The sequence below is a fragment of the Croceicoccus gelatinilyticus genome (assembly GCF_018398395.1).
In the GTDB taxonomy this organism is placed as follows: Bacteria; Pseudomonadota; Alphaproteobacteria; order Sphingomonadales; family Sphingomonadaceae; genus Croceicoccus; species Croceicoccus gelatinilyticus.
Map to the genome: position 1 here is coordinate 123,685 of NZ_JAHCBF010000002.1, position 13,162 is coordinate 136,846.

Genomic DNA, 13,162 nt, shown 5'->3' on the forward strand with positions numbered 1-13,162 from the left:
TCGCTAAGCCTTGCCGAACCCGCCGCCGCCGGGTGTTTCTATGACGAAGACGTCGCCCGGCGTCATCTCGACACTCCCGGTCGAGGGGACCGTCAGCGTGCTGCCGTCAGTGCGCTCCACGCGGTTGAGGCCCAGAGCCCCCGCCTCGCCGCCCTCGAGCCCGAAGGGTGGTACGACGCGGCGGTTGGACAGGATCGTCGCGGTCATGTCCTCAAGGAACCGGATGCGCCGCACGACGCCGTCGCCGCCCCTGTAACGCCCTGCCCCGCCCGATCCTTCGCGGATCGAGAACGCCTCAAGCAGGACGGGAAAGCGCCATTCCAGCACTTCGGGATCGGTCAGGCGCGAATTGGTCATGTGCGTCTGCACCGCACTCGTCCCGTCGAAGTCCGACCCCGCGCCCGACCCGCCGCAGATCGTCTCATAATACTGGTAGCGCGCATTGCCGAACGTGAAGTTGTTCATCGTCCCCTGCGCGCCCGCCAGCGCCCCGCAGGCCCCGTAGAGCGCGTCGGTAATGACCTGACTGGTCTCGACATTGCCCGCCACCACGGCGGCGGGATGGTGCGGCGCTAGCATCGAGCCTTCGGGAATGACCAGATCGACCGGCCAGAGGCACCCGTCGTTCATCGGGATGTCCTCGTCGATCAGCGTGCGCATGACATACAGCGTCGCGGCGCGGCAGATTGCAGGAGGCGCGTTGAAATTGTTGGGCTGCTGCGCGCTGGTGCCGGTGAAATCGATGCGGGCGGAGCGCGCCTCGCGGTCGATGGCGATATTCGCGGTAATCTGCGTGCCGTCGTCGAGCGGATAGGTGAAGCTGCCGTCGGGCAAGCGGTCGAGCACGCGGCGCACCGCTTCGGCTGCATTGGCCTGAACGTGGTGCATATAGGCTTCGACCACGTCCAATCCGAACTCGACCACCATGCGGTGGATGTCCGCCGCCCCGCGCGCGCAGGCCGCAATCTGGGCGGTAAGGTCGCCGACATTGCGGTCGGGGTCGCGGGCGGGCCAGGCACCTTTCGCCAGTTCGGCGCGCAAGGCGTCTTCGCGCAGCTCGCCGCCTTCGACCAGCAGGAAACTGTCAAACAGCACGCCTTCCTCGTCCAGCGTGCGGCTGTCGGGTGGCATCGATCCGGGCGTGGTGCCGCCGATATCGGCATGGTGCCCGCGCGCCGCGACCCAGAAGCGGCACTCGCCTTGCTCGAACACCGGCATGACCACAGTGAGGTCGGGCAAGTGCGTTCCGCCGCAGTAGGGGTTGTTGACCAGCCACGCATTGCCGTCAGCAAGCCGGCCTGTTTCCAGCGCCTTGTCGCGAACAGCGCGGACGCTGTCGCCCATCGAGCCCAAGTGCACCGGCATGTGAGGCGCATTGGCGATCAGCGCGCCTCCACCGTCAAACAGTGCGCAGGAGAAATCGAGCCGTTCCTTGATGTTCACCGAAAGCGCCGTGTTCTGCAACGCCTGTCCCATCTGTTCGGCAATCGCCATGAACAGGTTGTTGAAGATCTCCAGCCGCACGGGGTCGAGCGCGGTGCCGATGCTGGCGTTTTCACGCGGGGTCACGCGGGTCAGCACGATATCGCCCGATGCGCGGCGCAGGGCCTGCCAGCCGGGTTCGACGACAATGGTCGCCGTGTCGTCGTAGAGGATCGCGGGACCGGCAAGCGGCTGGTCGATGCCGAGCGCGGTGCGCGGCAACAAGCTTGCCTCGCGATCCTCACCGCCTGCGAAGACCGGAACGCTGCGCGGGTCTTGCGGCTCATGCTCGGCCCCGCCGCTGGCCGAGGGGCGGTTGGACGGCACGACGAGTTCGACTTGCGCGGCCTCGACCACCAGCGGCGCTTTCGAGACGAAAGTGAAGCGCTGGCGGTAGAGCGCCTCGAACTCGGCGCGCACTTCGGCCTCGCTGCCGTATGCGACTTCCAGCGCGGTGTCGGTGCCGAGATAGCGGACCATGAGCCTGCGCCTGACCTGCATCGCGCCGGTGTCGAAGCCATGGCTTTCCACTTCGCACTCGGCTTCTGCGCGCAAGGTTTCCATCGCCTCGCCCGCGGCGTCCAGCCCGCCAAGGTCGACGCGTTGTTCGATGGCCTGCTGCTTGACTATCCGCTGGTCGGCAAGGCCGATGCCATAGGCCGACAAGAGCCCCGCCAGCGGGTGCAGCAAGACCGTATCCATGCCCAGCGCATCGGCGACGAGACAGGCATGCTGCCCGCCCGCTCCGCCGAAGCACGACAGTGCGTAAGTCGAAACGTCGTGCCCCTGCGCGACAGAGATCTTCTTGATCGCATTGGCCATGGCATCGACCGCGATGGCGAGGAAACCCTCGGCCAGTTCCTCGCCCGACTTGCGCGGCAGGCCTGCTGCGGCGACTTCGTCGGCAAGCTCTGCGAATTTCATGCGCACGACTTCGGCGTCGAGCGGCTGGTCGCCGTCGTCCCCGAACAGCGCGGGGAAGCAATCGGGGCGCAGCTTGCCCAGCATGACGTTGCAGTCGGTCACCGTCAGCGGCCCGCCCCGGCGATAGCAGGCAGGCCCCGGGTCCGCGCCCGCAGATTCCGGCCCGACACGCAGGCGCGTGCCGTCGAACCGGCAGATCGACCCGCCGCCCGCCGCAATGGTGTCGATCGACAGCATCGGGACGCGCAGCCTTACGCCTGCGACCACCGTCTCGTTCACGCGCTCCAGCTCTCCGGCATAGTGCGACACGTCGGTGCTGGTCCCGCCCATGTCGAAGCCGATGAGCCGGTCGAACCCTGCCTCGTACCCCGTCTCGACCATGCCGACGATGCCGCCAGCCGGCCCCGACAGGATCGCATCCCGCCCTCGAAACTGCGCTGCACCCGCCAGCCCGCCGTTCGACTGCATGAAGGCCAGCGGCACCGCTTCGCCCAACGCGCCAGTGACTTGCGCGACATAGCGGTCCAGCACCGGCGAGAGGTACGCATCGACCAGCGTCGTATCCCCGCGCCCGACGATCTTCATGACGGGGCTGACCATGTGACTGGCAGAAACTTGCGCGAAGCCGACATCGGCTGCGATCTCGGCAATCCGCGCCTCGTGCGCGGTGTGGCGATAGCCGTGCATCAGGACGATGGCTGCCGCTGTGCAGCCTGCTTCGCGGGCAGCCCGCAATTCGGCCTGCACCGCGTCTTCGTCCAGCGCCGTCAGCACATTGCCTTGCGCATCGACGCGCTCGTCCGCCTCGATCACGACGGACTCCAGCCGGTCAGGCAGGACGATATGGCGGTCGAACAGACGCGGGCGGTTCTGGTATCCGATGCGCAGAACATCGCGGAAACCGCGCGTCACGACCAGCGCGACCTTTTCGCCCGCACGTTCCAGCAGCGCGTTCGTCGCAACCGTCGTGCCCATCTTCACCGCTGCGATCCGCTCTGACGGCAGGGCCGCCCCCGTCTCCACCCCCAGCACATCTCGGATGCCCTGTATCGCCGCATCGCGATACCGCTCGGGATGTTCGGACAGCAACTTGCGCGTCTCGATCACGCCGTCCGGCGACAGCGCCACCACGTCGGTGAACGTCCCGCCCCGGTCGATCCAGAAGTGCCAGCCGCCTTGCGTCATTATATTCCTTCGATTCGCTTGTGCGCCCGCTTGGCACAGCCTTTACCGCCATCGCAAACGCAAGAATGTTGCATTGCAGCACCAACCATGCGTTAGTCAGGGCCATGATCCGCGCAGCCTTACACCACGCCACCCGCTACACTTACGATCGACCGGTCCAGTTGGGTCCGCAGGTCGTGCGATTGCGCCCCGCGCCGCACAGCCGCACCGCGGTCCCCAACTATTCGCTGAAGATCGAACCGGCGGGCCACTTCCTCAACTGGCAGCAGGATCCGCACGGCAACTGGCTGGCGCGCATCGTCTTTCCCGAACGCGTCACGCATTTCTCGATAGAGGTCGACCTGATCGCGGACCTGACCGTGATCAACCCCTTCGACTTCTTCGTCGAGGAAAGCGCCGAGGAAGTCCCCTTCTCCTACGACGCGGACCTCAAGGAAGAGCTGTCCTCCTATTTCGACGCCGAACCGGCGGGTGAGCATTTCGAAACGCTGGTCAACGAGTTCTCCGGCTGGAAAGGCCGGACGATCGACTTCTTCGTCGCGGTCAACCAGGCGCTGGAACAGAAGATCGGCTACGTCGTCCGCATGGAACCGGGCGTGCAGACGCCGGAAGAAACGCTGACGCTGGGCACCGGATCGTGCCGCGATACCGGCTGGCTGATGGTCAACCTGCTGCGCCGTCTGGGTTATGCCGCGCGCTTCGTGTCGGGCTATCTCATCCAGATGAAGGCCGATGTTGAGCCGGTCGAAGGGCCGAAGGGGCCCGAGGCGGACTTCACCGACCTTCACGCATGGTGCGAGGTTTTTGTCCCCGGTGCGGGCTGGATCGGGCTGGACCCGACATCGGGCCTGTTCGCGGGCGAAGGGCACATCCCGCTGGCCGCCGCGCCGCATTTCCGCTCCGCCGCGCCGATCACCGGCCTTGCCGAACCCGCCGAGGTCGATTTCCATTTCTCGATGAGCGTGGATCGCGTCCACGAGGCGGTTCGCATTACCAAGCCGTTCACCGACAACCGCTGGGAAGCGCTGCTGGCGCTGGGCGACAAGGTGGACGAGGACTTGGTCGCGCAGGACTGCCGCCTAACGATGGGGGGTGAGCCGACATTCGTTGCCGCCGACGATCCTGAGGCTGGCGAATGGAACGGCGATGCCGTCGGCCCGACGAAGGCCAAATATGCCGACCAGCTGATCCGCAAACTGCGCACGCGGTTCGCGCCGGGCGCGTTGCTGCACCACGGACAAGGCAAGTGGTATCCGGGCGAAAGCCTGCCGCGCTGGGGCTTCACGCTCTACTGGCGCAAGGACGGCAAGCCGCTGTGGTCCAACCCCGACCTGATCGCGGTGGACCCCGACGAGGACGCGGAGCCCACGCTCGATGCGGAATCGGCAGGCCAGTTCCTTGCCGAAGCCGCGAGCCAGCTCGGCGTCGAGGGTGATTTTGTCCAGCCCGTCTTCGAAGACCCCGAAAAGTGGATCGAACGCGAAGGCGAACTGCCGGTCAACGTCGAACCGGGCGATCCCAAGATCGACGATCCCGAAGAACGCGAACGCATCGTGCGGACCTTCACTCGCGGGCTGTCGAAGCCGGTCGGCTTTGTCCTGCCGATCCAGCGACAGGAACCGCAGGCCAAACCAGCTCGCGGCCCGCGCTGGAAGTCCGAGCAATGGACTGTCCGCAAGGGCAAGCTCACCGCAGTGCCCGGCGATTCCGCGCTGGGTTATCGCCTGCCGCTCGGCTCGCTGCCCTGGGTATCGAAGTCCGACTATCCCTACATCCATCCGCGCGTGTCGACCGATGCCGAGGAACCGCTTTCGGACTTCCGCCAGCAGGCCAAAAAGGCCGAGGCCGAAAAGATCGAGCGCAAGGCCGAGGGCACCGGCGACCAGCGTTTCGAGCGCGTGGAAACCGCAGGCGCCGCGCATCAGGACCGCGTGGAGCAGGAGATCATCGCCGGCGCCGTCCGCACCGCGATGACGGTCGAGCCGCGCGGCACCTACCTGTCGGTCTTCGTGCCGCCACTGGAATCGATGGAGGATTTCCTCGAACTCGTCGCCGAGATCGAGGCCGTGGCCGAAAAGCTGCAGATGCCAGTGCGGATCGAGGGCTATCCGCCCCCGCCCGACCCGCGCGTGCAGGTCCTCAAAGTCACGCCCGACCCCGGCGTGATCGAGGTGAACATCCACCCGACGGGATCTTGGCGCGAACTGGTCGACGTGACCGAAGGCCTCTACGAAGACGCCCGCGAAGTCGGGCTCACGGCGGACAAGTTCATGGTCGACGGGCGTTCGGTCGGCACTGGCGGGGGCAACCACCTCGTCATGGGCGGGGCGACGTTCCCCGACAGCCCCTTCATCCGCCGCCCGGACCTTTTGAAGTCGTTCGTCCTCTACTGGCAGCGGCATCCGTCGCTGTCCTACCTGTTCTCAGGCCTGTTCATCGGCCCGACCAGCCAGGCCCCGCGCATCGACGAGGCGCGGCACGACAGTCTCTACGAACTGGAAATCGCGCTTGCGCAGGTTCCCCCGCCGGGCGAGCCGCCGAAGTTCCCGTGGATCGTGGACCTGCTCTTCCGCAACATGCTGGTCGACGTGACGGGCAACACCCACCGCACCGAGATCTGCATCGACAAGCTCTATTCGCCCGACGGTCCGACGGGCCGCCTCGGCCTTGTCGAGTTCCGCGGCTTCGAGATGCCGCCAGACGCGAAGATGAGCGTGGCGCAGCAGCTGCTTTTGCGCGCGCTGATGGCGTGGTTCTGGCGCGAGCCGCAGGACGGCTCCCTCGTGCGCTGGGGCACTTCGCTGCATGACAGGTTCCTGCTCGAACACCACTGCTGGACCGATTTCCTCGAAGTCCTGTCCGACCTTCGCCACGCGGGCTACGACTTCGACCCGCAGTGGTTTGAAGCCCAGCGCCAGTTCCGCTTTCCCACCCACGGCACTGTCGAGGCAGGGGGCGTGGTTCTGGAAGTCGGCCACGCGCTGGAACCGTGGAACGTGCTGGGCGAAACCGGCGCGATCGGCGGGACGGTGCGTTATGTCGATTCCAGTACTGAGCGGCTTCAGGTCCGCGCCAAGGGGCTTACCCCCGGCCGCCACGTCATCGGCTGCAACGGCAGGCGCGTTCCCATGCATCCCACGGGCCGCCCCGGAGAGGCGGTTGGCGGCGTGCGGTACAAGGCATGGGCGCCGCCGTCGTGCCTCCATCCATTGCTCGGCGCTGATGCACCGCTCACCTTCGATGTGTTCGATACGTGGAACAATCGCTCGCTGGGGGGTTGTGTCTATCATGTGGCACACCCGGGTGGACGCGCGTATGATGATGTTCCGGTCAACAGTTACGAGGCCGAGAGCCGCCGCAAGGCGCGCTTTCAGGACCACGGGCATACGCCGGGCAAGGTCGACGTGCCGCCTGAAGAACACGGGGGAGAATTTCCGATGACGCTGGACCTGCGCCGCCCGGCGGGACTGCACTAAAGGGGCCGCGCTTGGCTTCGCAGACCCAATCGAGCGACCTGTTCGGGCCTGACCCGACGCAGGATCCGCTTGCCTGGTACAAACCGGAAGACACGCAGGCCGACATGTTCGCCTCTGCGCCCGACGACGTTGGCGCGGCATGGCGCACGTTCGCGAGGGGTCTTGCCCGCCTTCCCGGCGGTTTGCGACAGGCGCAGGAATGGGTCGACCGGCAGGTAGAAGACCTGGGCCTCGCCTTCCGCGTCACCGGCGATGTCGAGGAACGATCATGGCCGCTCGCCCCGCTGCCAATCATGATCGGGGCCGCCGAATGGGCGCAACTGGAACAGGGCCTGATCCAGCGGGCCTGCCTGATGGAAGCGCTGGTCGCCGATATCTACGGGCCCCAGCGTCTGATCGCTGACGGGCACCTGCCCGCCTCCGCCATTTCGGGAAGCGCCGACTTCGCCCGCCGCATGGTCGGCCTGTCGCCTGCCGACGGGCGGCACCTGAAGGTCGTGGCGATGGACCTTGCGCGCGGGCCCACGGGCGAATGGCGCGTACTGTCCGACCGCGTGCGCCTGCCCACCGGTATCGGCTATGCGCTGGAAAACCGCATCGCGCTGTCGCGTGCGACTGGATCGCTTCTGGCCGACATCAACACGCGGCGCGTGTCCGAATTCTTCAACGCCATGCGCGAAGGCGTGGCGGCAAGCTGCGAGCGATCGGACCCGCGCATCGGGCTGCTGACGCCGGGGCGCTTCAACCAGTCCTATCCCGAACAGGCGCACTTGGCCCGCCACATGGGCTTCTCTCTGGTCGAAGGGCGCGACCTCGTCGAACAGGAAGGCCGCCTCTACGTCCGCACGATCGCGGGCTTGAAGCGGATCGACGCACTATGGCGGTGGATCAACACGCGCGACATCGACCCGCTGGCCTTCGACGCGCGTTCTCGCATCGGTGTGCCGAACATTCTGAACGCCTGCGCCAGCGGCGATCTCGTCATGGCCAACTGGCCCGGGGCGGGCGTCGTCGAATCGAGGGTGATGAGCGCGTTCATGCCGCGCCTGTGTCAGACGCTTCTGGGCGAACCGCTGCGCCTGCCCAACGCCGCGACGTGGTGGTGCGGCCAGCCGCGCGAACGTGAACAGGTCCGCGCCAATTTCGACAATCTGGTCGTCAGCCCCGCGTTCCGCCTGCCGGTCGAAGGGCTGGAGGACGGGCGCACTTGTGTCATCGCCAATGCCGACAGCCAAAAGCGCGAGACGATCCTGAAGGCGATGGAACGCCGCCCGATGGACTATGTCGGGCAGGAACTGGTCCGCGCCTCGACCACGCCGGTCCTGAACGGACAGGTCATCGAACCCCACGCCTTTACCGTGCGCGTCTACCTCGCCCGTGACGGCGCAGGGCGATGGACCGCGATGCCCGGCGGCTTTGCGCGCATTTCCGACGACGGCTCGCTGCGCCATGCCCTGATCGGCGAGAATGACCGCAGCGCCGACGTGCTGGTCATCGATCCGGCAGGGTCGGAACACACCGCCAACCCGCCGAAGCTCGACCCGCCGGCCGTGCGCCGCCAGCAGGGCGTCCTGCCCAGTCAGGCGGCAGACAACCTGTTCTGGCTGGGCCGCTATGCCGAACGTGCGAACCAGACGACGCGGCTGGTGCGCGTGCTGCTCGACACCGGCCACGCCACGGGACGCGCGCTGCAACCTGCCGGTGCCACGACATCTGCGCGGCGCATCACCGCGTTGCTGGAAAAATTCGGCGCGGCCTATGGCGGCGATAAAGGCAAGGAGAAGACCCCGGCGGAAATCGCTCAGGCCGCATTGTCCGACATATCACTACCCGGCTCGGTCGCATCTCTGCTCGCCTCGGGCCGCCAGCTCTCGCTACTGCTGCGCGACAGGCTGACGCACGACATCTGGCGCATCGTGAACCGCCCCCTGCCCGCCTGCGGCGACGATGCCGACAGCCTCGGCGCGTCATGTGACCTTCTGGTCGAACGTTTCGCTTCGCTGGGCCGCCTGCTGGCCGACACGATGACGCGGGGGCCGGGCTGGACTTTCCAGCAGATGGGCCTGCGGGTCGAACGCGCCTCGATGATCCTGCAATCGACCATCGCCCTCGTCCCCGGAGAGGCGAGCGCGGAGGATCTTGCCGCCCTGCTCGACCTAGTCGACGGGCAATCGACTTATCGCAGCCGTTACCTGACGATGCCCTATATCGCGCCGGTGCTGGACATGGTCCTGCTCGATCCCGCCCAGCCGCGCGGGCTGGCCTTTCAGGTCGAACAGATAATCAGCCACCTGTCGACCCTTCCCAACTTGCGCGATGACGGGATGCCCGAAACGCCGCTGCGGCTTGCCCGCTCACTGCGCGCATGGCTCGACACCGCCGATGCAAATGATCTGGAGCCTTCGGACCTCGAACATTGGCGCGGTGCGCTGGGGCACCTGTCGAACGAGATCGGCAAACGCTACTTCCTCAACGAACAGCTGCCCGGCAGCGACGGGGCGCCGTTCCTCGCATGATGTACAAGATCCGTCACGACACGAAGCTTTCCTACGGCACGGGCGTTGCGACCGCGCGCCTGAACATCCGGTTGAAGCCGGTCGAATGGCCGGGACAGCGATTGATCGAACATTCGCTCGACGTATCACCCGCCCCGGTGGAGCGGCGCGATGCCTATGGCCCTTACGTGGTCAACATGACCTCGCTGCTGTTCCGCGACGGGGTAAAGGAAGTCGCCGTCAACAACGCGATGAAGATCGAGGTGACGCCCCCGCCGATCCCGAACACCAGCCCGACGATCGCGGAAACACGCGATGCCGCAATGGTGGCGCGCGGGCTCGATCCGCTGTCGCCTGCGCCCTACCTATACGGATCGCGCATCGCGGTGCCCGAACCGCACATCGCCGATTGGGCCGCGCCGCTGCTGTCGCCCGACCGTCCGGTGCTGGAAGCCGCACAGGCGCTGTGCACGAAAATCCACGAGGATTTCACTTACGATTCCTCCGCGACCGACAGCCACACCGCGCCGGCAGAAGCGTTCGAGGACAAGTCGGGCGTGTGCCAGGATTTCGCGCACGTCATGATCGTCGCGCTGCGCGGGCACGGCATTCCGGCAAGCTACATCAGCGGGTACTTGCGCACCCTTCCCCCGCCGGGGATGGACAAGCTCGTCGGCGCGGACGCGATGCACGCATGGGCCGCTGTCTGGTGCGGGCCGGACCTCGGATGGATCGGGCTGGATCCCACGAACGACTGCCTTGCGCGCGAAAGCCACATCGTCGTCGCCATGGGCCGCGACTATGCCGACGTCTCGCCGATCGACGGCGTGTTCACCGGCGCATCGTTCCAGAAGATGTCCTATGCGGTCGATGTGGCAGAGATCGAACAGGACACGCAGGCGGGCTGAACTTGCGCGTCAGGCGGTCCGCCGCTCGCGCCCTTCGACCCTGACGCCGTAAGTCTCGACATAGTCGGACAGCCGCTCGGTCACTTCGCCTTCGTCCAGACCGAATTCGGCAAGGCTGTAGCGATGGGGTTTCCGCTTCAGCGCGCGGCTGCGAGTCATGAAGTCTTCCATGCCGGACAGCGCGGGCGCCATGTCCATGCCGAGGAAGCGATAGACGCGGCCCATCGCCGATTGCCAGTCGCGGTCCATCTCCTCGAAGTGGACGTCGAAGATGCGGGTCGGATCGATCCGGTCGCGAACGCGGCGCATGTTGGCGATCTGCTGTTCGGTCTTGCGCAGCCATTCGCGGCCCACGGCCCCTGCATCGGCATGGTCGGAATAGATGATCGTCTGGTTCCACGCGAGCGAGGCGGCCGAGCCGACGACCGCCTTGGGATCGCGGTGCGTGAAGATGAAGCGCGCATCGGGGAACGTGTCGAGCACGGCATCGAGGTCGAGCATGTATTGCGGGGTCTTCAAAATCCACGGCTTGAGGCTGGACTTCTGCTGCGACCAGCTGACCAGTTTGAGCAGGCGGGCAAGCTGGCGATAGGCGGGGCGTGCATCCTCGCGCTCGCACCACTTGCCGTAGGACGGGACCATCCACTGCGCCTCGTGCTTCATTCCCCAGAACGAATTGACCAGAAGGCCCAGTTCCTCCTCCGGCTCGTAAGGGCCGGTCGGGTGGATGTTCAGCGTGCGCGGATTGGCAAGGCGGGCCATGCGCTGGATCTTGCGCGCGGTGGTGACGCGCTCGTCCTCCTCGTCCCCGCGCTCGAAATCCTGCGGCGGGACGGGGCTGATCGTCTCGAAACTGCGAAGGTGCTGGAACCGGTGATCGGCGGCGAGCAGGCGGTGCATGCGAGTCGTGCCCGACCGCATCGGTCCGACGACGATGACGGGGCGCGGCAAAGCGCGTTCGAGGATTTCGGGATGCCGGTCGAACCAGCGCTGCGCATGGAGCCGGTCGGTCAGGACCTTGCGAAACTGCATCTCGGCCACGAACTCGCCCGACAGGTTGAGGCGGGCCTCTTCGCGCAAAGCCTCGACCAGTGCGTCGTAGGGCTTTGCAAACCACGGATCGCCGAAATCGGTCAGGCCCGTCTCCTTCGAGACTTCCTCCATCAGCGCTTCGCGGTCCAGCGTGTTGCGCTGTTTCAGCCCCACTGCATGGGCGACCTTGAACCAGCGGTTGGCCGCCGAAATGAACGGCGTGCGGCTGGGCGGGCTGATGATCTCTTCGCTCAAAAGGCGGTCCTGTCTCGTGCAATCGGGATTTGATCTTTACCCTTGGGCGGCGGGCTTGTTCCCGCATTGCTTCTGGCGTGTATCTTCACTGGACAGGATGCGGCGGGACCGGCCATAGCGCGCTTGCCATGCACGACATTCGCCTGATCCGTACCGATCCCGCCGCCTTCGACGCCGCCCTCGCCCGCCGCGGGGCAGAGCCTGCGTCCACCGCCATCCTCGCCATCGACGAACAGCGCCGCGAGGTGCAGACGAAGATGCAGGAAGGCCAGTCCCGCCGTAACGATGCTTCCAAGGCCATCGGCAAGGCGATGGGCCAGGGCGACACCGAAACGGCAGAGGCGCTGAAGGCCGAAGTCGCAAAACTCAAGGAAACGCTGCCCGCGCTGGAGGCCGAGGAAAAGGCCCTGTCGCAGCAGCAGGCCGACGCGCTTGCCGCCCTGCCCAACCTGCCCGCAGACGACGTGCCGATGGGCGAGGACGAGAACGACAACGTCGAGGTCTCCCGCTGGGGCACGCCGCGCAGCCTCGATTTCGAGGCGAAGGAACACCCCGATTTCGCCCCCGCGCTCGGCCTCGATTTCGAAACCGCAGCCCAGATTTCGGGCGCGCGTTTCGTGTTCATGCGCGGCCAGATGGCCCGCCTCAACCGCGCGCTGGGCGCCTTCATGCTCGACATGCAGGGCAAGGCCGGCTTCACCGAATGCGTACCCCCGCTGCTGGTAAAGGACGAGGCACTGTTCGGCACGGGCCAGCTGCGCAAGTTTGCCGAGGACCTGTTCCGCACCACCGACGACCGCTGGCTGATCCCCACCGCCGAAGTCAGCCTGACGAACGCCGTGCGCGAACAGATCGTCGACAACGCCGCCCTGCCGATGAAGCTGACCGCGCTCACCCCCTGTTTCCGCTCCGAAGCGGGCGCTGCGGGCAAGGACACGCGCGGGCTGATCCGCCAGCACCAGTTCGACAAGGTGGAACTCGTCGCGATCACCACGCCCGAAACTTCGGACGCGATGCACGAGGAAATGACCGCCGCTGCCGAGGCCGTTCTGCAGGCGCTGGAACTGCCCTATCGCAAGATGCTGCTCTGCACCGGCGACATGGGCTTTTCCGCGCGCAAGACCTACGACCTTGAAGTCTGGCTGCCGGGTCAGAACACTTACCGCGAGATCAGCTCGATCTCGAACTGCGGGGACTTTCAGGCGCGCCGCATGAATGCGCGGTTCAAGCCGGAAGGGTCCAAGAAGACCGAGTTCCTGCACACCCTCAACGGATCGGGCCTTGCCGTCGGGCGCACGCTCGTCGCCGTGCTCGAAAACGGGCAGAACGCCGACGGGTCCGTCACTCTACCGTCCGCACTCGTCCCCTATATGGGCGGGATCGACAAGCTGGAGCCTGCCTGAAC

At 66.2% G+C, this 13,162-nt stretch carries 6 protein-coding genes; 4 read left to right on the forward strand and 2 right to left on the reverse strand.

Annotated elements, in window-relative coordinates; all coding sequences use genetic code 11:
• Positions 1 to 3: 3 nt before the first annotated feature.
• Complete coding sequence (locus KIH45_RS04480; RefSeq protein WP_213174815.1) at positions 4 to 3,591, reverse strand: hydantoinase B/oxoprolinase family protein; 3,588 nt, start codon at positions 3,589 to 3,591, stop codon at positions 4 to 6.
• Between the two features lie 104 nt (positions 3,592 to 3,695).
• Here KIH45_RS04480 and KIH45_RS04485 point away from each other — a divergent pair, with 104 nt between their 5' ends.
• From KIH45_RS04485 to KIH45_RS04495, 3 genes are read left to right on the forward strand one after another with little or no spacing between them, the layout of a single operon-like run.
• Positions 3,696 to 7,067: a transglutaminase family protein gene (locus KIH45_RS04485; protein WP_213174816.1), complete on the forward strand. Its 3,372-nt coding sequence runs from the start codon at positions 3,696 to 3,698 to the stop codon at positions 7,065 to 7,067.
• 11 nt (positions 7,068 to 7,078) lie between these two features.
• Positions 7,079 to 9,583, forward strand: a complete 2,505-nt coding sequence (locus tag KIH45_RS04490; protein WP_213174817.1) for a circularly permuted type 2 ATP-grasp protein — start codon at positions 7,079 to 7,081, stop codon at positions 9,581 to 9,583.
• Positions 9,580 to 10,470: a transglutaminase family protein gene (locus KIH45_RS04495; RefSeq protein ID WP_213174818.1), complete on the forward strand. Its 891-nt coding sequence runs from the start codon at positions 9,580 to 9,582 to the stop codon at positions 10,468 to 10,470. The genes KIH45_RS04490 and KIH45_RS04495 overlap by 4 nt, the downstream gene beginning before the upstream one ends.
• A gap of 9 nt (positions 10,471 to 10,479) precedes the next feature.
• Here KIH45_RS04495 and KIH45_RS04500 read toward each other — a convergent pair whose 3' ends face one another.
• Positions 10,480 to 11,757, reverse strand: coding sequence for a sulfotransferase family protein (locus KIH45_RS04500; RefSeq protein WP_225899678.1), 1,278 nt, complete (start codon positions 11,755 to 11,757; stop codon positions 10,480 to 10,482).
• Between the two features lie 128 nt (positions 11,758 to 11,885).
• Here KIH45_RS04500 and serS point away from each other — a divergent pair, with 128 nt between their 5' ends.
• Positions 11,886 to 13,160 carry a serine--tRNA ligase gene (gene serS, locus KIH45_RS04505; RefSeq protein ID WP_213175357.1) on the forward strand — a complete coding sequence of 425 codons (1,275 nt, stop codon included), beginning with the start codon at positions 11,886 to 11,888 and terminating at the stop codon, positions 13,158 to 13,160.
• The last annotated feature ends 2 nt before the right edge of the window (positions 13,161 to 13,162 follow it).